16 protein-coding genes are annotated in these 19,693 nt (G+C 71.1%); 11 read left to right on the plus strand and 5 right to left on the minus strand.

The genetic code is table 11. The features are described from left to right. Positions 1-75: 75 nt before the first annotated feature. Positions 76-1,485, minus strand: a complete 1,410-nt coding sequence (radA, locus tag ACFZDJ_RS11085) for a DNA repair protein RadA (RefSeq protein ID WP_384919147.1) — start codon at positions 1,483-1,485, stop codon at positions 76-78. A gap of 204 nt (positions 1,486-1,689) precedes the next feature. On the opposite strand from radA, the gene ACFZDJ_RS11090 reads away from it, so the two are divergent. Continuing rightward, the gene (locus ACFZDJ_RS11090) at positions 1,690-3,471 is read left to right on the plus strand and encodes a hypothetical protein (protein WP_390934340.1); all 1,782 of its coding nucleotides are present in this window, start codon (positions 1,690-1,692) and stop codon (positions 3,469-3,471) included. Between the two features lie 70 nt (positions 3,472-3,541). On the opposite strand, the gene ACFZDJ_RS11095 is transcribed toward ACFZDJ_RS11090, so the two are convergent. Next, a complete protein-coding gene (locus ACFZDJ_RS11095; protein ID WP_384919153.1) occupies positions 3,542-4,402 on the minus strand; it encodes a hypothetical protein in 861 nt (286 codons plus the stop codon). A gap of 71 nt (positions 4,403-4,473) precedes the next feature. On the opposite strand from ACFZDJ_RS11095, the gene ACFZDJ_RS11100 reads away from it, so the two are divergent. From ACFZDJ_RS11100 to ilvD, 4 genes are all read left to right on the plus strand, one after another. Then, on the plus strand, positions 4,474-5,406 hold the full coding sequence (locus tag ACFZDJ_RS11100; protein ID WP_390934341.1) for a Ppx/GppA family phosphatase: 933 nt from the start codon (positions 4,474-4,476) through the stop codon (positions 5,404-5,406). Between the two features lie 255 nt (positions 5,407-5,661). Then, on the plus strand, positions 5,662-6,486 hold the full coding sequence (locus tag ACFZDJ_RS11105) for a sugar phosphate isomerase/epimerase family protein (protein WP_384919159.1): 825 nt from the start codon (positions 5,662-5,664) through the stop codon (positions 6,484-6,486). Beyond that, complete coding sequence (locus ACFZDJ_RS11110) at positions 6,483-7,100, plus strand: TetR family transcriptional regulator (protein ID WP_168510005.1); 618 nt, start codon at positions 6,483-6,485, stop codon at positions 7,098-7,100. The genes ACFZDJ_RS11105 and ACFZDJ_RS11110 overlap by 4 nt, the downstream gene beginning before the upstream one ends. 213 nt (positions 7,101-7,313) lie before the next feature. Continuing rightward, positions 7,314-9,167 (plus strand): dihydroxy-acid dehydratase, encoded by a 1,854-nt coding sequence (ilvD, locus tag ACFZDJ_RS11115; RefSeq protein WP_390934342.1) that lies wholly within the window; start codon positions 7,314-7,316, stop codon positions 9,165-9,167. 83 nt (positions 9,168-9,250) lie between these two features. On the opposite strand, the gene ACFZDJ_RS11120 is transcribed toward ilvD, so the two are convergent. Then, a complete protein-coding gene (locus ACFZDJ_RS11120; protein WP_391057820.1) occupies positions 9,251-11,371 on the minus strand; it encodes a PQQ-binding-like beta-propeller repeat protein in 2,121 nt (706 codons plus the stop codon). Positions 11,372-11,590: 219 nt separating this feature from the next. Between ACFZDJ_RS11120 and ACFZDJ_RS11125 the strand changes: the two genes are divergently transcribed. From ACFZDJ_RS11125 to ACFZDJ_RS11135, 3 genes are all read left to right on the plus strand, one after another. After that, positions 11,591-11,887, plus strand: coding sequence for an SH3 domain-containing protein (locus ACFZDJ_RS11125; protein ID WP_391057822.1), 297 nt, complete (start codon positions 11,591-11,593; stop codon positions 11,885-11,887). 83 nt (positions 11,888-11,970) lie between these two features. Beyond that, complete coding sequence (locus tag ACFZDJ_RS11130; protein ID WP_054228689.1) at positions 11,971-12,450, plus strand: hypothetical protein; 480 nt, start codon at positions 11,971-11,973, stop codon at positions 12,448-12,450. 338 nt (positions 12,451-12,788) lie between these two features. Beyond that, positions 12,789-13,688, plus strand: coding sequence for a methyltransferase domain-containing protein (locus ACFZDJ_RS11135; RefSeq protein WP_391057824.1), 900 nt, complete (start codon positions 12,789-12,791; stop codon positions 13,686-13,688). Here the strand turns inward: ACFZDJ_RS11135 and ACFZDJ_RS11140 are convergent. Beyond that, positions 13,652-15,088, minus strand: a complete 1,437-nt coding sequence (locus ACFZDJ_RS11140) for a SulP family inorganic anion transporter (protein WP_391057827.1) — start codon at positions 15,086-15,088, stop codon at positions 13,652-13,654. The genes ACFZDJ_RS11135 and ACFZDJ_RS11140 overlap by 37 nt on opposite strands. Before the next feature lie 294 nt (positions 15,089-15,382). Here ACFZDJ_RS11140 and ACFZDJ_RS11145 point away from each other — a divergent pair, with 294 nt between their 5' ends. The 3 genes from ACFZDJ_RS11145 to proC all read left to right on the plus strand — a co-directional run bounded on the left by ACFZDJ_RS11145 (position 15,383) and on the right by proC (position 18,016). Further along, complete coding sequence (locus ACFZDJ_RS11145; protein ID WP_391057830.1) at positions 15,383-16,240, plus strand: ATP-binding cassette domain-containing protein; 858 nt, start codon at positions 15,383-15,385, stop codon at positions 16,238-16,240. After that, entirely contained in the window at positions 16,237-17,037 is an 801-nt protein-coding gene (locus ACFZDJ_RS11150; RefSeq protein ID WP_101399936.1) for an ABC transporter permease, read from the plus strand. The genes ACFZDJ_RS11145 and ACFZDJ_RS11150 overlap by 4 nt, the downstream gene beginning before the upstream one ends. 169 nt (positions 17,038-17,206) lie before the next feature. Further along, positions 17,207-18,016, plus strand: coding sequence for a pyrroline-5-carboxylate reductase (gene proC, locus ACFZDJ_RS11155; protein ID WP_075032401.1), 810 nt, complete (start codon positions 17,207-17,209; stop codon positions 18,014-18,016). Positions 18,017-18,079: 63 nt separating this feature from the next. Here the strand turns inward: proC and trpS are convergent, their stop codons facing one another. Continuing rightward, the gene (gene trpS / locus ACFZDJ_RS11160; protein WP_390934348.1) at positions 18,080-19,078 is read right to left on the minus strand and encodes a tryptophan--tRNA ligase; all 999 of its coding nucleotides are present in this window, start codon (positions 19,076-19,078) and stop codon (positions 18,080-18,082) included. Between the last annotated feature and the right edge of the window lie 615 nt (positions 19,079-19,693).

Raw genomic sequence — 19,693 nt, forward strand, 5'->3', positions numbered from 1 at the left:
CTCCTCCGGTCGCGGGTTTCCGGTCGCCCAAGATTCGTCCAGGGTTCGTACGGACGGGCGAGACCAGGGCAAAGTCTACCGGCGCTGCTCCTCGTCCCGTGGGGCCTCTCTGTGACGGGAGCGTGGAAGGACCCGCAGCGCGTCGCCCATGTCGGCGACTTCCAGGACCTTCATACCGGCAGGGATCTTGCCCGGATCGCTCGGAACGAGGGCGTGCGTGAAGCCCAGACGGTGGGCTTCGGCGAGCCGCCGCTGCACTCCCGTGACCCGTCTGACCTCGCCCGCGAGCCCTACTTCGCCGATCGCCACGAGGTTCTTGGGGAGCGGGGTGTCACTCGCCGCCGACGCGAGCGCGAGGGCGATGGCGAGGTCCGCGGCGGGCTCGGAGAGCTTCACGCCGCCCACCGTCGCCGAGTAGATGTCCCGCTTCCCGAGGGCGCTGATCCGGCCCCGCTGCTCCAGGACCGCCAGCATCATCGAGACCCGGGAGGTCTCCAGACCGGACGTCGTACGACGGGGGGAGGGGATCTGGGAGTCGACCGTGAGGGCCTGCACCTCGGCCACCAGCGGGCGGCGGCCCTCCAGGGTGACCGTCAGGCAGGTGCCGGGGACGGGCTCGGCACGGCGGGTGAGGAAGAGGCCGGAGGGGTCCGCGAGGCCCGTGATGCCCTCGTCGTGCAGCTCGAAGCAGCCGACCTCGTCCGTCGTCCCGTACCGGTTCTTGACCCCTCGGACGAGACGCAGGCGCGCGTGGCGGTCGCCCTCGAAGCTCAGGACGACGTCCACGAGGTGTTCGAGCAGGCGGGGGCCCGCGATCGCGCCGTCCTTGGTGACATGGCCCACAAGGAGCGTGGACATGCCGCGCTCCTTGGAGGCACGGATGAGCGCCCCGGCGACCTCCCGGACCTGGGCCATGCCGCCGGGCGCCCCGTCGATCTCCGGAGAGGCGACGGTCTGGACCGAGTCCAGGATGAGGAGCGAGGGCTTCACGGCGTCCAAGTGGCCGAGCACGGCGGCCAGGTCGGTCTCCGCCGCCAGATACAGGTGGTCGTCGATCGCCTTGATGCGGTCGGCGCGCAGACGGACCTGGCTGGCGGACTCCTCACCCGTCACGTACAGCGTGCGGTGCTCGTCGCTCGCCGCCTTCGCCGCCACGTCCAGGAGGAGCGTGGACTTGCCCACACCGGGCTCGCCGGCGATCAGGACGACCGCGCCGGGCACGAGACCGCCGCCGAGGACGCGGTCCAGCTCGGGTACGCCGGTGGAGCGGGCCGTGGCCTGGCGGCCGTCGACCTGCCCGATCGGCACCGCGGAGGTGGTGACGCGGCCCGGTGTCGTCGTACGGACCGCGGGCGCGCCGTACTCCTCGACCGTGCCCCACGCCTGGCACTCGGGGCAGCGGCCGAGCCATTTGGCCGTCTGCCATCCGCACTCGGTGCAGCGGTAGGACGGCCGGTCCTTCGCGGTTTTCGTACGGGCAGCCATGACGGAACCGTAGCCGAGAGGACTGACAGCACGGGCGGGCCGGCTCGGTGGGGCATCTGCCATGGCCTGCCGTTGCCGCCTGTGACGGTGTGGGCCACGGAATCGGAGGCTCCTGTCCCCCTTTGAGGGATCGTTTCACCCGTACGGATTAAATGTGCTCAAGGGGGAAGAAGGGGCCACCCTGGGGCACCTACGGTCGCACGGGTGATGAGCAGCAGTCCGGAGACCTTCACGCACACCACCGGCGCACACCGGGCGCACGGAGACGCACGTAAGCGGGTGACCGCGCCCCGTGGCGCGCACAACCGCACCCTGGCTCAGCGCCCTCCCGCGCGGTACGAGCCCTACTTGGACGGCCTTTTCACCTACTGCCTGTCCGTTCTGTGCGACCACGACGAGGCCACCGCCGCCCTCGGGGACGCCCTCGCGCTGGCCGAGCGCCGTGGCCAGCGCGGCCCGGCGTCCGCGGACGACCGCAGGGCCTGGCTGTACGCCCTCGCCCGCTGGTCCTGTCTGCGCAAGCTCACCGAGGCCCGGCGCAGGCGCCAGGCGGCCCACGCCTCCGGTCGGGGTACACCCGCCAAGGGCCACAAGGCCCTCTTCAAGGGGCACAAGGAAGCCGCCGACCGGAGTGCGGCAAAGGCGCTGAGCGCCCCCGTCTCCGAGGAGGCACAGGACCGGCGCCGGCACGAACTCGCCCTGTTGGCCTGGCCGGAGGCGGCCGGCACCACCCCCGAGCAGCGCGAGGCGCTCGAACTCGCCGTGCGCCACCAGCTCGCCGCCGCCGAGGTCGCCGCCGTCCTCGGCCTGGACCTCGTCAAGGCGCGCGAACTGCTCGCCACCGCCGCCTGCGAGGTCGAACGCACCCGCGCCGCCCTCGCCGTCGTGGAGACCGGCACCTGTCCGAGCGTCGCCCGCCTCACCGGCGACAACCAGCTCGTCCTGAGCACCACCCTGCGCCGGGAACTGGTCCGGCACGTCGACGACTGTCCGCGCTGTCGCCGTACCGCCGAGCGCGCCGCGCCCGGCGCCTGGCCCGGCACCAGCGTCACGCCCGCCGCGCTCCCCGTCCTAGAGGCCCCGCGCGCGGCCGTGCACATCGCGATGGCACACGTCCCGCGTGCGCGAGGCGCCGCTCCACGCTTCGACCGGCGCGGATTCCCCGTGGACCCCAAGGACCACGCCGCCCGCAGGGACCGCATTCGCGCGCGTGCCGTCACGACGACCGTCGTCGCCACCGTCGTCGCCGCACCCGTTCTCGCCCTCTGGGCGGCCTACCGCGGCGCGCCCCTCACCGGCGAGGGCGCCGACGGCCGCTCGATCATCGCGAGCGAGGCGCACGGGCCCGACGGCATCACCGGCGAGGAGGCGGGCGGCTACGAGAACGCCGGCAACGCCAGCGCCAGACCCGGCGCCCGTTTCGCCAAGGGGAACCGCTCGCCCGACGTCTCCGTGGAGGTCATCAGCGCCCCCAGCGCGGGAAGCGGCGCCGGCCACCTCTCGGTCCGGGCCTCGGGCAGTGGCGACACGACCCTCGTCACGCTTTCCGCCTCCGGGAACTCACCGGTCCACTGGTCCGCCGAGACGGGAGCGTCCTGGCTCTACTTCAGCCAGTCGTCGGGAACGCTGGCCCCCGGAGAAACGTTCACGATCAAGGTGTACGTCGATCGTCTTCGCGAGCCGGTGGGCCCCTGGGGCGCGCGGGTGTCGATCGCACCGGCGGGAGCGGTGGTCACGATCGGGGGGTACGGAACAGCGGGTCCGTCCGCCCCGGGCAGCTCCGGCCCGACGCCCGGCCGTCCCACCCCGTCCGCCCCCGGCCCGACCCCGCCCGCCTCGGACCCGCCACCGACGCCCGGCGACCCCCAGCCGACGCCCACGGACTCGTCGTCCCCGCCACCTTCGTCGGACCCGTCGGCCCCGTCGGATCCGGGCGGTTCGACGCAGCCGCCCAGCGACAGCTCCGCCCCGACCCCGTCCTCGTGAAGCTCGCGGGGCGGGAAGCGGGGCGGGAAGCGGGGCGGGAAGGGGCGGGAAGACGATGGACCGGGGGGTCTCAGGCGACCGGATCCGCGGGATGCGGCGCCAGCAACGGCAGCTGCGAGGCCAGCCGCTCCTCGCAGAGCTCGACCAGCCGGTCGTACCCCGCCTTGCCCATCAGCTCGATCAGTTCCGGGCGGTACGAGACGTACACCGGGTCGCCCGCGCCGTGTGCCGAGGTCGCCGACGTGCACCACCAGTGCAGGTCGTGGCCGCCCGGACCCCAGCCCCGGCGGTCGTACTCGCCGATGGAGACCTGGAGCACGCGCGTGTCGTCGGGCCGGTCGATCCACTCGTACGTCCGGCGCACGGGCAGCTGCCAGCAGACGTCCGGCTTGGTCTCCAGGGGCTCGCGCCCCTCCTTGATCGCCAGGATGTGCAGCGAGCAGCCCGCGCCGCCGGCGAAGCCGGGCCGGTTCTGGAAGATGCACGAGCCCTGGTAGGGGCGGGTCTGGCGGTCGCCGTCCTCGTCCTCGGAGACCCAGCCGGTCTTCATCCCCACGTCATGGTGCTGCCAGACGTCCGGCGTGAGCCGTGCCACGTGCTCGGCCACCCGCTTCTCGTCGTCCTCGTCGGAGAAGTGGGCCCCGAGCGTGCAGCAGCCGTCGTCGGCGCGACCGGCCTGGATGCCCTGACAGCCGCTTCCGAAGATGCAGTTCCAGCGAGAGGTCAGCCATGTCAGATCGCACCGGAAGACCTGCTCGTCGTCGGCGGGATCCGGAAACTCCACCCATGCCCGAGCGAAGTCGAGCCCCTTCTCGTCGGACACGGTGGCCTTCTTCGGGGACTTCGTCGGGGACTTCTTGGACGCGGAGGCCTTCGCCTGCGAAGAACCCTTGGTCGATTTGTCGGGCTTCGCCTTTTTCGTCTTTGGCACCCGTCCAGGGTAAGTCGCTTCAGCCCGCTCCGGGGACGGTCGACCGCCGGACTCGCAGTAGCGTTCCGTACATGAGACTCGGTGTCCTCGACGTGGGTTCGAACACGGTGCACCTGCTGGTGGTGGATGCACACCCCGGCGCGCGCCCGCTGCCCGCGCACTCGCACAAGGCCGAATTGCGGCTCGCCCAACTGCTCGACGAGAGCGGGGCGATCGACCTCGACGGTGTCGAAAAACTGATCGCGACGGTCCGGGACGCGCTGGAGGCCGCCGAAGACAAGGGCGTCGAGGCCCTGCTGCCGTTCGCGACCTCCGCCGTGCGCGAGGCCAGCAACGCCGACGACGTACTGGCCCGGGTGCAGGCCGAGACCGGTGTCGAGCTCCAGGTCCTGACCGGGGCGGAAGAGGCCCGGCTGACCTTCCTGGCCGCCCGCCGCTGGTTCGGCTGGTCGTCGGGAAAACTGCTGGTCCTCGACATCGGCGGCGGCTCGCTGGAGATCGCGTACGGCATGGACGAGGAGCCGGACGCGGCGGCGTCGCTGCCGCTCGGCGCCGGACGGCTGACCGCGGGCTGGCTGCCCACCGACCCCGCCGACCCGGCGGACATCAAGGCCCTGCGCCGCCACGTCCGGACCGAGATCGCCCGTACCGTCGGCGAATTCAGCCGCTTGGGCGCCCCCGACCACGTGGTCGCCACCTCCAAGACCTTCAAGCAGCTCGCCCGCCTGGCCGGCGCCGCCCGCTCCACGGACGGCCTCTACGTCCAGCGCGAACTCAAGCGCCGCTCCCTGGAGGACTGGGTCCCCCGGCTGGCCTCCATGACCGCCGACGAACGCGCCGAACTCCCCGGCGTCTCCCCCGGCCGCTCCAGCCAACTCCTCGCCGGCGCCCTCGTCGCCGAGGGCGCCATGGACCTCTTCGCCGTGGAAACCCTGGAAATCTGCCCCTGGGCCCTACGAGAGGGCGTCATCCTCCGCCGCCTGGACCAGATGGCATCAGAGTGACCGAGTAACCGACATCACGTTCCCCGCGCCCACCAGGAGCGCGAGGAACCGCGCGCCCATCCACCCACGCCCGCCCCCACCAGGGGCGCGAGGAACCGCGCGCCCAGCCACCAACCACCCCGCACTCGCCCACGGTGATTCCCACAACGGCGATAAGGCGCCCCACCCAACCCCCACCCAACCCACCCCCAACGCCGCCCCCCAGCCAACCCCCATCACCCCCCGCCCGACCGCCGGAGGCTTACGCTGTCCCTCGTGGCAGAACCAGTCGTGCGCATCCCGGATGCGAAGGTCGCGCTGTCCACGGCGTCCGTGTATCCGGAGTCGACGGCGACGGCCTTCGAGATCGCCGCGCGCCTCGGTTACGACGGCGTAGAGGTGATGGTCTGGACCGACCCGGTCAGCCAGGACATCGAAGCCCTCCGCCGCCTCAGCGACTACCACCAGATCCCGATCCTCGCCGTTCACGCCCCCTGCCTGCTGATCACCCAGCGCGTCTGGTCCACCGACCCCTGGATCAAGCTCCAGCGCGCCCAGGCGGCGGCGGAGAAGCTGGGCGCGTCGACGGTCGTCGTACACCCCCCTTTCCGCTGGCAGCGCCAGTACGCGCGCGACTTCGTCACGGGGATGTGGCGCATGGCGAACGAGACAGACGTACGGTTCGCCGTCGAAAACATGTACCCCTGGCGCTACCGCGACCGCGAGATGCTCGCGTACGCCCCCGACTGGGACGTGACGAAGGACGACTACCGCCACTTCACGATCGACCTCAGCCACGCCTCGACGGCCCGCAGCGACGCCCTGCAGATGATCGACCGCATGGGCGACCGCCTCGGCCACGTCCACCTCGCCGACGGCAACGGCTCCAACAAGGACGAGCACCTGGTCCCGGGCCGCGGCACCCAGCCCTGCGCCGAACTGCTGGAGCGCCTCGCGCTCTCCGGCTTCGACGGCCACGTCGTCATCGAGGTCAACACCCGCCGTGCCATGTCCAGCGCCGAACGCGAGGCGGACCTGGCGGAGGCGCTGGCCTTCACCCGCCTGCACCTGGCCTCCGCGGTGAAGGTGCCCCGCCGGTGACGGACGCCGCCACCCCCCGTCGTAGGGGACGGCCTTCCCGTACGGAGACGGAGGCGGCCCCCGCCACTCGCGACCGCATCCTGGACGCCGCTCGCGAGGAGTTCTCCGAGCGCGGCTACGAGAAGACGTCGGTGCGCGGCATCGCCAAGGCCGCCGGGGTGGACTCCGCCCTCGTGCACCACTACTTCGGCACCAAGGAGCAGGTCTTCGAGGCGGCCATCGCGGTCGCGTTCGCGCCCGCCCTGGCCGCGCCCACCGCGGTCGAGGACGGCCCCCTCGACACGGTCGGCGAGCGCCTGACCCGCTTCCTCCTCGGTATCTGGGAGAACCCCACCACTCGGACCCCGCTGCTCGCCATCGTCCGTTCCGCCGTGAACAACGAGACCGCGGCGGCCGTCTTCCGCCGCCTGGTCGCCGCCCAGCTGCTGCGCCGCATCGCGGGCCGCCTCGACCTCCCCGACGCGGAACTGCGCGCCGAACTGGCGGCGGCCCAGCTGGTGGGGGTGGCGATGCTCCGCTACGTCATCAAGGTCGAGCCGCTGGCCTCGGCGGACGTGGAACGCATCGTCGAGCGGGTGGCCCCGGTGGTACAGGGCCACTTGACAGCCCCGTGAGCCGAGCGCCCCCCGAGGGGCGCGGGGGGAACTGCGCGCTCAGCCACATCGGACCCGCACCCACCCACCACCCACCGAGAACAACACCCGGAACTCGCCCCCCGGCACTCGCCCACCGAGACGCGCATCCCGCATTCCGGACGCCCCGTCCGAATCCTGGCGCACCGGCGTAGGCTCGACCTCAGTCATTACTCTCCGAAGGAGCGAGCGACGATGCCCGAGCTGAGGTCCCGCACAGTCACCCACGGCCGCAATATGGCGGGCGCACGCGCCCTTATGCGCGCCTCCGGTGTACCGGGCGCGGACATCGGACGGAAGCCGATCATCGCGGTCGCCAACTCCTTCACGGAGTTCGTGCCGGGCCACACCCACCTCCAGCCCGTCGGCCGCATCGTCAGCGAGGCGATCACCGCGGCCGGGGGCATCGCGCGCGAGTTCAACACGATCGCGGTCGACGACGGCATCGCGATGGGCCACGGCGGCATGCTGTACTCCCTGCCCTCCCGCGATCTGATCGCGGACTCGGTCGAGTACATGGTGGAAGCCCACTGCGCCGACGCCCTGATCTGCATCTCGAACTGCGACAAGATCACCCCCGGCATGCTCATGGCGGCCCTGCGCCTGAACATCCCGACGGTCTTCGTCTCCGGCGGCCCCATGGAGTCCGGCCGCGCCACCCTGGTCGACGGCACGGTCCGTACGCTCGACCTGGTCGACGCGATCTCCGACGCGGTGAACGACAAGATCTCGGACGAGGACATCCTCCGTATCGAGGAGAACGCCTGTCCGACCTGCGGCTCCTGCTCCGGCATGTTCACCGCCAACTCGATGAACTGTCTGACCGAGGCCATCGGCCTGTCCCTCCCCGGCAACGGCTCGGTGCTGGCCACCCACACGGCGCGCAAGGGTCTGTACGAGGACGCGGCCCGCACGGTGGTCGAGATCACGCACCGCTATTACGACCAGGACGACGAGTCGGTCCTGCCCCGCAACATCGCCACGCACGCCGCGTTCGAGAACGCCATGGCCCTCGACATCGCCATGGGCGGCTCCACCAACACGATCCTGCACCTGCTGGCCGCCGCCCAGGAGGCGGGCGTCCCCTTCGGCCTGGACGAGATCAACGAGGTCTCGCGCCGCGTGCCGTGCCTCGCCAAGGTCGCCCCGAACGTCGCCAAGGACCGCACGTACTACATGGAGGACGTGCACCGGGCAGGCGGCATCCCCGCCCTGCTGGGCGAACTGCACCGCGCGGGCCTTCTGAACGAGGACGTCCACTCGGTCCACAGCCCGTCGCTCTCCGACTGGCTGAAGACCTGGGACGTGCGCGCCGGCTCCCCGTCCCCCGAGGCGATCGAACTGTGGCACGCCGCCCCCGGCTGCGTCCGCTCCTCCGAGGCCTTCTCCCAGTCCGAGCGCTGGGAGGCCCTGGACGAGGACGCCGAGGGCGGCTGCATCCGCTCCGCCGAGCACGCCTACTCCAAGGACGGCGGCCTGGCGGTCCTCAAGGGCAACCTGGCGGTCGACGGCTGCGTCGTGAAGACGGCGGGCGTCGACGAGTCCATCTGGACCTTCGAGGGCCCCGCGGTCGTCTGCGAGTCGCAGGATGAGGCCGTCGACAAGATCCTCCGCAAGGAGATCACGCACGGCGACGTCGTCGTCATCCGCTACGAGGGTCCCAAGGGGGGCCCCGGCATGCAGGAGATGCTCTACCCGACGTCCTTCCTCAAGGGCCGCGGCCTCGGCAAGACCTGCGCCCTGATCACCGACGGCCGCTTCTCCGGCGGCACCTCGGGCCTGTCCATCGGCCACGCCTCCCCCGAGGCGGCCTCCGGCGGCACCATCGCCCTGGTCCAGGACGGCGACCGCATCCGCATCGACATCCCGAACCGCTCGGTCGAACTCCTGGTCTCCGACGAGGAACTCGCCACCCGCCGCGACGCCCTGAACGGCGTCTACGCCCCCGCACACCGCGACCGCAAGGTCTCCGCCGCCCTCCGCGCCTACGCCGCGATGGCAACGAGCGCGGACAAGGGCGCGGTACGAGACGTTTCCAAGCTGGGCTGACCAGACCCCAGAAACTCATGAAGGGGCCGCTTCTTCGGAAGCGGCCCCTTTGCTCTGCCCCCTCGTTGTTCTGCCCCTTTGGCTCACCAGGCCGCCGGATCGTCCCCCGCCACGCCGAACACGGTCCCGTCGGGCGCGCTCGTGTAGACGTGGCCATCGGAGATCATCGGCTTCTGCAGTCCGACCGCGACCCGGTCCGACTCCGTTCCGAGTCTTGTCCGGGTCTGGCCGACGAGCTTGCCCCGGACGGCGTCCACGGCGAGCAGCCGCCCGTCGGCCGCGGTGAAGTACACGTGCTTGGCGTCGGCGGCCGGTGCTGAGCCCCGGCTCACGGAGGTCTCGAGGCGCCAGAGCTGCTCCCGGGCGTCCATGTCGACGGCCACCAGCGCGCCGAGGGTGCTCATCATGTAGACGGTGCTCCCGCGGACGGTGGTCTGAGCCTGCGGCAGCGCCACATCGAGCCCCACCCGGTGCGACGTCCTGCTCTTCGGGTCGTATTGGACCAGGGCGACGGTCTGGGTGCTCTTGTCGACCGACGTGAAGAACACGGTGCCCCGCCATGCGCCGACCGGATACAGCGTCCCCTTCAGACCGGTGTTCCACCGCACGGCGCCAGTCTCCGGGTCCACCGCGGTCACCTGCGTACGCGTTCCGTCGCCCGTCGTGCTCGTGGCGTAGGCGAGTTCGTCCCCGGCGAACGCGGCAACGTTCGGCGCGGTCTGTTCCGGCAGCCGGCGGCTCCAACGGCCCTCACCCGTGGCGCCGTCCACTCCGCTGACCGTCCCGTCGGCACGGGTGAGGAGCACCAGGCCCCCCACCTGCTGCCATCGGCCGTACGCCGTAAGGTCCATCTTCCAGCGCACCTTGCCCGAGGCAGGATCGAGTGCCTCCAGGAGCCGACCGGCGTGAGTCACGGCATGTACCAGGCCGCCCGAGATCGCGGGCGCCTCGTCCGGGACACGCTGCTCGGTCGAGGTGTGACGCCACAGCACCTTGCCGTCGACCGGGTCGAGGGCGGAGACCAGCCCCGGCTGGGCACAGAACAACTTCCCGCCGCCGTACGAGCATTGGGGCGCCCCGTCGGCTCGGGCTACGGGCTTGGTGTCCCACCCGCTGAACGCGGCCGGTGCGGACCGCTGCTGATGGTCCGGCGGAGCGGTGCCGGTGCCGTCCTGCCCGAGCAGCCGGGTCGTGGCCAGCGTCCCGCCCGCGACAAGGACGAGAGCGCCGACGGCAAGGGCGACGCGCCTGAGGGCTCGGCCTTTGGACCGTGGCGTGGGCGGCGGGGACTGCGCGTCGGCGGGAGCGGCCGGGGCGGCCGGGGCGTCGGCCTGGTTGGTGCGCTGAGCCGGAATGAACGCCTGCGTGTCGTACGAAGCCGCCAACGAGCGCAGCTCCCGCATCAGCTCGTCGGGCGTCGGGCGGTCCTCGGGCTCTTTGGCGAGGCAGCGGGTGATGAGCGGTGCGAGGTTGCCGGGCACGTCGGTCAGGTCCGGCTCGTCGTGGACGACTTGGTAGGCGACGACGTAGGGGCTGTCGGAGTCGAAGGGGCCACGGCCCGTCGCCGCGTGCACCATCACCGAGCCCAGGGCGAAGATGTCGGCGGCCGGTCCCACCTCCCGCGGACGGCGGAACTGCTCGGGTGCCATGAACGGCGGCGTTCCGATCAATTTGCCCGTCTCGGTACGCAGTTCACTGTCCGACGGCCGTGAAATACCGAAGTCGATGACCTTCGGGCCGTCCTCGGCGAGCAGGACGTTGCTGGGCTTGAGATCCCGGTGTACGACGCCCACCCGATGGATGTCGCGCAGCGCCTCGGCCAACCCGGCCATCAGCCGCCGCAGCTGGGAGGCGGGCATGGGTCCGTTCCGTTTCACCTGCTCGGCGAGGGTCGGGCCCGGTATGAACAGGGTGGCCATCCATGGGCGCTCGGCCTCCGGGTCGGCGTCGACCACGGGGGCGGTGAACGCACCGCTCACCCGCCGCGCCGCGGCGATCTCCTGCCGGAAACGCCCCCTGAACTCGGGATCCATGGCAAACGCGGCATGCACGACCTTCACCGCGAGCCGCAGCCCCGAGCCGCTGCGGGCCAGATGGACCACGCCCATGCCACCGGATCCGAGGCGCTCGTCAAGGCGGTACTGCCCCGCGTACTCGGGAAGTTCCGCTTCCGGATCCGCTCCGGAGTTCCGCTGTGGCGCCATGGACCCACCCCCGTGCTGTTCGTCCGCACGCGCGACGCACGGAGCCTAGTCGATTCCTCGTACGAGACCGAAGCGGCTTGCTAGCCTCCGCGTGCGACAGGCGTACACATGTGCACTGCCTGAATCCATCGGTCCACCGATCCATCAGCTCGATCTGCTGGATCCGGTCCATCTGATTCAACGGGGGAGGCCTCAATGGCTGTTGAGCGAATTGAAAACATGGAAAGCAGTGATGACGACGCGGTGTCGATGACGGCGACCGCAGCGCAAGTCACCTACCCCATCGCACCCGGCTACGCGGTGAACGTCCGCAGCGGCCCCGGCACCAGCTACCGCATCGTGAGGGTGCTGCCCGAGGGCTCACGCGTGTCGATCTCCTGCCAGCGCCCGGGTGACTCCGTGAGCGGCCCGTACGGCACCACCAGCATCTGGGACAACATCGCCAACGGCGAGTACATCTCCGACGCCTATGTGAAGACCGGCAGCGACGGCTACATCGCGCCGCGCTGCGCCTGACCGAACGAGGCCTGGGGCCGAACGAGGGCAGGGGCCCGAACGAGGTCTGGGGCCCCGCGGCCGACCGGAGCGATAATCGTCGGGTGAGTGACGAGAACCAGTCCGGTACCCCCGCGGGACCCCAGCCCGAACCCCTCCGCTTCTTCGGGACGACCTGGGTGGCCCAGGACGGCGGCTACACGGCCCGCCGCATCGCCGTGGCCGTCGGCTCGCTCGCCGCCGCGGTCGCCGCCTGCTTCGTGCTCCGCTTCGCCTACCAGGGCCTGGCGATCGCGGACGTCGGCAAACCGGTGACCCTCCTGGTCGTGGTGATGTTCGCGGTGTGCAGCGCGCTCGCGTTCCGCCACACCTGGGACGCCTTCTCCAAGCGCCCCGACCCCGACCGCCAGGCCTCCCTCCGAGGCCTCCTGGCCATCGGCTTCATCGGCTCCCTCCTCGCCTACGCCTTCCGCACCCTCACCGAGGCCCCGGGCGAGAAGCTCGCCCGCGAGGAGTACGAGGAGGCGCGCCGCCAGTACGAGCGCCGCTCCCGCAACCCCTCGAAAAAACGCCGCCGCCCCTGACACACCCCCTGGAGCCCCTTCGCCGACGGGCGCCACCCAGTCCCCCACGCCCTCAAGAGGGCTGGGCGCATCTTTCCGCCCGTCCGGCGCGCGGAACGAGGCCGATGGGGCGTCGGGGCGTCGGGCCGTCGGCGCGTCGGCGCGTCGGGGCACTGGGGCACTGGGGCGCAGCCCCATGCCCCAGGGGCGCGGGGAACTGCGCGCCCAGCCCCCACCCACCCGCAGCCGAAGTACCCACCCCGGGGGTCTGGGGGCGGAGCCCTCAGAGATGGGACGGGTAGGGGCGGCGGGGGCGAAATCTGCTGTTCTCCACCCCCGACCCGCACCACCATTCCCTTATGACGACCCACCCGCGCTTCTCCCACACCACCCGAGCCCACTCCTTCAACACGGCCGCAGCCCAGTACGCCGCGAACCGCCCCTCCTACCCACCCGCCCTCTTCACCACCCTCGAAGAACTGGCCGCCCGCCCCCTCAAGGGCGCGAAGGTCATCGACGTAGGCGCGGGCACCGGCATCGCCACCACCCTCCTGCACGCCCGAGGCGCGGACGTCATCGCCGTGGAACCCGGCGAGGGCATGGCCGCGGAGTTCCGCCGCGCCCACCCCGACATCCCCCTGGTCCGGGGCACCGGCGACGCCCTCCCCCTCGCCACCGCCTCCGCCGACTTCCTCACCTACGCCCAGTCCTGGCACTGGACGAGCCCGGCCCACTCCCTCCCGGAGGCCTTCCGCGTCCTGCGCCCCGGCGGCGCCCTCGCGCTCTGGTGGAACACGGCCGCCCTCGACGTCCCCTGGATCGCCGCCCAGGCCCAGCGCATCGATCAGTACTTCGAGGGCGCCCACCCCACCGAAGAGGGCACCGCCACGAAAGCCGAAGAAGGCGCCGCCCCCAAGACCAAAGAAGGCACCGCCCCCAAGACCGAAGAAGGCACCGCCCCCAAGACCAAAAAAGACACCGAATCCAGCCGGCGAACCGCAGACTTCCTCACCGAACGCGCCTTCAAAGGCGCCACTGAACCCCCGCCCCACACCCACCGCATGGTCCGCTGGAGCCGCCACGTCCCCGTGGACACCCACCTCGCCAACATCGGCAGCCACTCGGCCTTCCTGATCCTCGGCAAGGAGGACACCGACGCCTTCCTCGCCGAGGAGCGCACCCGCCTCCTGGAGACCTTCCCGGACGGCCGGGTCGAGGAGGTCTACGAGGTACTGGTGATCGTGGCCACCCGCTCGTGATCGCGCGCGGCGGCCCACCGCTCCAGGGCCGCCGCACACGCGTGGTCCACATGCCGCAACCCGCCCAACTCCAGCCGTACGTCACGGTCGTGCGGCAACGCCTCCAAGGCGTCCAGCAGCTTCGGCAGCCGCAGGAACGTGGCGTTCCCCATCACCCGTACGACCATCCCCGCGGCCCCCCGGTCCTCCGTCTCCACATGCACATGGCTGATGTCCCACGCGGTCTTGGCGACGGCGAGCGCAAGCCCGACCAGCACCCCTTCAAACAGATTCCCCACCACGATCGCCACCGCCGTCACACCCAGCACGAGCACCTCCCCGCGATGCCCGCGCCACAGCACCCGCACCTCCCGCACCGGCACCAACTTGCAGCCCGCGTGCACCAGCAACCCCGCCAGCGCCGCCACCGGAATGATCCCGAGGACCCCGGGCACCACCATCGTGAAGACCAGCAGCCACACCCCGTGCAGTACGCGCGAGACCTTGGTCTGCGCCCCGGCCTGCACATTCGCCGCGCTCCGCACGATCACCGCGGTCATCGGCAGCGCCCCGAGCGCCCCGCACACGGCGTTCCCCGCACCCTGCGCGATGAGCTCACGGTCGTAGTCGGTCCGCGGCCCCCGGTGCAGACGGTCCACCGCCGCCGCGCTGAACAGCGACTCGGCGGAGGCGATCAGAGCGAAGGCGACCACCGTCCCGAGCATGCCCACTTCCGTGAGCCGGCCCAGGTCCGCCAAGGACGGCGGCTGTACGGCATCGAGCAGCCCGCGCACCTCGACCCGCCGCACGGGCAGATCGAACACCCCGGTCACACCCGCCGCGAGCGCCACCGCCAGCAACGGCGCCGGCACCACCCGCGCCCCGCGCCGCCAACGCGGCCACAGCAGCAGTACGACCACGGTGGCGCCCCCGACCGCGAGAGCCACCGGGCCCGCGTCCCCGGGCAGCGACACCAGCCCGGCGATCTTCCCGAGCCCGCTCGCGGGCGCGGACGCGTCACCCATCGCGTAGACCTGACCCGCGATCAGCACGAGCCCGATTCCGGCGAGCATCCCCTGCACCACCGCGACGGACACGGCCCGGAACCACCGCCCGAGCCGCAGCGCCCCGAGCGTGAGCTGCACCAGCCCGGCGCCGAGCACCAGCACACCCAGGGCCCGCAGCCCGTACGTCTGCACCGCCTCGTACACCAGCACGGTCAGCCCGGCCGCGGGCCCGCTCACCTGAAGGCTGCTCCCGGGCAGCACCCCGGCGACCAGGCCACCGACTATCCCGGTCACCAGCCCCAACTCGGCCGGCACGCCCGAGGCGATGGCGACCCCTACACACAACGGCAACGCGACGAGAAACACGACGAGAGACGCGGACAGATCGGCTCGACGCAGATCGGCTTTACGCATGGCGACGGCACCTCCGGTTGAGTGCGGAAGATGCGTGGGTGCCGAGCCGGGGGAGGGCACGGCGGATCCAACGGCGCGGCACCAAGGCCGGTGGGCATATGACCGCGCACTGAAATCCATTGTCGGTAACGGGAGTTGATCGCGCAGCCCTTCCGTGTAACCGCCGAGTGAACACGGAAGCGCACCACCCCACCGCAGGCCGGAGCGCCCCCTTCCGATCGCGCCGCCGCGCGCCTGCGCCGTCGGATGCGACCGGGCTTGACGACGCCATCCCTCCCGCGCAATATTCATCGCATGATGAATATTGCTCCCCGGCCCCCCGAACACCCCACGGCCACCACCACTTCCCAGGCCACGACCACCACCCCCTTGTCCTCCCAGCCCCCGGCCACCGCCATCCGCGCCGAAGGCCTCACCGTCGTACGCGGCCCCCGCACCGTCCTGCGCGGCCTCGACTTCGCCGTACCCCGCGGCCAGATCACCGGACTCCTCGGCCCCTCCGGCTGCGGCAAGTCCACTCTCATGCGCGCCATCGTCGGCACCCAGGCCAAAGTCACCGGCACCCTCGAAGTCCTCGGCCGCCCCGCCGGCGACGCCGCACTGCGCTCCCGCATCGGATACGTCACCCAGGCCCCCTCGGTCTACGACGACCTGACCATCCGCCAGAACCTCGACTACTTCGCCGCGATCCTCGACCCCGGCCGCGCCGCCGCCGACCGCCGCGACGCCCATGTCACCCAGGCCATCGCCGACGTCGACCTCACCACCCACGCCGACGCCCTCGCCGGCAACCTCTCCGGCGGCCAGCGCAACCGCGTCTCCCTCGCGGTCGCCCTGCTCGGCACCCCCGAACTCCTGGTCCTCGACGAGCCCACCGTCGGCCTCGACCCGGTCCTGCGCCGCGACCTGTGGAACCTCTTCCACGCCATCGCCACGGAACGGAAGGCGACGCTGCTGGTCTCCTCCCACGTCATGGACGAGGCCGAGCGCTGCCACCGCCTGCTCCTGATGCGCGAGGGCGAGATCCTCGCCGACGACACGCCCGACGCCCTGCGCGAACGCACCGGCAGCGACACCGTCGAGGCCGCCTTCCTCCACCTGGTCGACGAGGCCACCGCGACCGGCGACGCCCGCAAGGAGACCGTCCGATGACCACGGCCACCACCACGCACACGGGCACGGACACGACGGCCCCCGCCCGCCCGAGCGCGATCAACTACTCCCGTACGACCGCCACCGCGACCCGCGTCCTGCGCCAGCTCCGCCACGACCCGCGCACCATCGCGCTGATGATCCTCATCCCGTGCCTGATGCTCGTCCTGCTCCGCTACGTCTTCGACGGCAGCGCGCGCACCTTCGACTCCATCGGGGCCTCCCTCCTCGGGATCTTCCCGCTGATCACGATGTTCCTGGTCACCTCCATCGCCACCCTGCGCGAACGCACCTCGGGCACCCTGGAACGCCTCCTCGCCATGCCCCTCGGCAAGGGCGACCTGATCGCCGGCTACGCCCTGGCCTTCGGCGCCGTCGCCGTCGTCCAGTCGGCCCTGGCCACGGGCCTCGCGGTCTGGTTCCTCGGCCTCGACGTCACGGGGTCCCCCTGGCTCCTGCTGCTCGTGGCCCTCCTCGACGCCCTGCTCGGCACGGCCCTCGGCCTCTTCGTCTCGGCCTTCGCGGCCTCGGAATTCCAGGCGGTCCAGTTCATGCCGGCGGTGATCTTCCCCCAACTCCTCCTCTGCGGCCTCTTCACGGCCCGCTCCACCATGCACCCCGTCCTCGAAGCCCTCTCCGACGTCCTCCCCATGTCCTACGCAGTCGACGGCATGAACGAAGTCCTCAAGCACACCGACATGACGGCCAACTTCGTCCGCGACGCGTTCATCGTGGCGGGATGCGCCCTCCTGGTCCTGGCCCTGGGCGCCGCAACCCTGAGGCGCCGCACCGCATGACGCATCCACGCCGACGGCCCCCAGGGGCGCGGGGAACTGCGCGCCCAGCCCCCACCCACCCGCAGCCAACAAGCCCACCCCCGTCCGTCCAACGGACACCCCACCCCGCCCAACCCCCCAAGTGCGAGGATGACCCCAGGACGACGCACCCTCGGAGGGCACCCGCACCATGACCCAGAAAGTCGCAGTCCTCGGCACCGGCAAGATCGGCGAAGCCCTGCTCAGCGGAGTGATCCGATCCGGCTGGGCCCCCGCCGACCTGCTGGTCACGGCCCGCCGCCCCGAGCGCGCCAGGGAACTCCAGGAGCGCTACGGCGTCACCGCCGTCACCAACGCCGAGGCCGCCAAGAACGCCGACACCCTGATCCTCACGGTCAAGCCGCAGGACATGGGCACCCTCCTCGACGAACTCGCCCCCCACGTCCCCGCCGACCGCCTGGTGATCAGCGGCGCGGCGGGCATCCCCACCTCCTTCTTCGAGGAGCGCCTGGCCGCGGGCACCCCCGTCGTCCGGGTCATGACGAACACCCCCGCCCTCGTCGACGAGGCGATGTCCGTCATCTCCGCCGGCAGCCACGCCACCGAGGCGCACCTCGCCCACGCCGAGGAGATCTTCGGCGCCGTCGGCAAGACACTCCGCGTCCCCGAGTCCCAGCAGGACGCCTGCACCGCGCTCTCCGGCTCGGGACCGGCGTACTTCTTCTACCTGGTCGAGGCCATGACGGACGCGGGCATCCTGCTCGGCCTGCCTCGCGACAAGGCCCACGACCTGATCGTCCAGTCCGCGATCGGCGCCGCCGTGATGCTCCGCGACAGCGGGGAGCACCCCGTGAAACTCCGCGAGGCCGTCACCTCTCCCGCGGGCACCACGATCAACGCGATCCGCGAACTCGAGAACCACGGCGTCCGCGCGGCCCTCATCGCCGCACTGGAGGCAGCCCGCGACCGCAGCCGCGAACTGGCCTCCGGCAACAGCTAGAGGCAGCGGGGCCGGGGCCACCGCCCCGGCCCGCCGTCAATGACCTCTCTCCCCTCGGGGACTTCAGCCGGCGGCCAGCAGCCCGATCGCCCGATACGCCTCGTCCACCCGAGGCCGCGCCATCGCCCGGGCCTTCGCGGCGCCGTCGCGCAAAACCGCCTCCACATACGAGGGATCCGCGCACAACCGTTTGTGCCTCTCCTGCACGGGCCTGAGGAGTTCGATCACAGCCTCGGCGGTGTCCTTCTTCAAAGCGCCGTACGACTCGTACGCACCGCCGAGGGTCTTCGGATCCCCACCTTCACAGGCGGCGAGAATCTCCAGCAGGTTCGAGACCCCCGGCCGCGCCTCGGGGTCGTACAGGACGTCCTGCCCGCTGTCGGTCACAGCCCGCATGATCTTCTTCCGTACGGCATCCGGCTCGTCGAGCAGATAGACGACGCCGGGCCCCACGTCATCGCTCTTGCCCATCTTCGACGTCGGCTCCTGCAGATTCATGACCCGCGCCGCGATCTGGGGCCGTGTGGCCCGGGGCACCACGAAGGTGTGCCCGTAGCGCTGGTTGAACCGCACCGCGAGATCCCGGGTCAGTTCCACATGCTGCGTCTGGTCGTCCCCGACCGGCACCTCGTCGGTCCCGTACGCCAGGATGTCCGCCGCCATCAGCACCGGATACGTCAGCAGCGACAGCCGCACACTCCCGCCCCGCTCCCGCTCGCGCGCGGCCTTCTCCTTGTACTGGATCATCCGCCGCATCTCCCCGTCGGTCGCGACGCACTCCAGCAGATACGACAGCCGCGCGTGCTCGTCCACATGACTCTGTACGAAGACGGTGCACAGCTGCGGATCGAGCCCCGAGGCCAGCAACAACGTCGCCGCCTGCCTGCTGAGCCTGCGCACCCGCCCCGGATCGTGGTCCACGGTCAGCGCGTGCAGATCGACGACGCAGAACAGGGCGTCGGCCTGGTGCTGATCGACATCGGCCCACCGCCGGATGGCCCCGAGATAGTTCCCCAGCGTCAGATGCCCGGTCGGCTTGACCCCACTGAAGACCCGTGTCATCACTCCACCTCCTGGTCGAGGCCGCCGCACCCGCCGGCCGGCTCCTCAGGAGGGAGACACAAAAACGGCCGCCGAGGCGGCGGCCGTTGAGTACATACGTGAGTACGGCCGCCCGTCAGGCGGCCCACCACTGCTGGGTGCACGTATGTGTGGTCATGGCGCCGAGCGTACGCCTCCGGAGGGCATCCTGGAGCGGAGTTGACACTCCCCCACCCGGTACGTAATGTTCTCCGAGTTGTCCGACGTGAGCGCCGACCCCGGTCGGTCCCCGGACAGCCATTCCGCAACAAGCACTCAACGAACGGCGACTCGTCGTCGGATCGTTTTCATGCGTGTTTGCGAAATGAGGAATCCGCGTTCGAAAGGGCGCCACCCCGATTAGCTCGGGAGCCAGGAATCCGCTAAAGTCTCACTCGTCGGAACGGCCCAAGGGCTGGGAAGACAAGCCCCACTGACTGGGAATCAGGACCGAAAGGATCTGATAGAGTCGGAACCGCCGGAAAGGGAAACGCGAGAGCGAGAACCTGGAAAGCACCGAGGAAATCGGATCGGGAAACGGTCTGATAGAGTCGGAAACGCAAGAACAAAGCAAGACAGCAGGACCGAAGGGAAGCG

It is taken from the genome of Streptomyces sp. NPDC007896, assembly GCF_042959425.1.
Classification (GTDB): Bacteria; Actinomycetota; Actinomycetes; order Streptomycetales; family Streptomycetaceae; genus Streptomyces.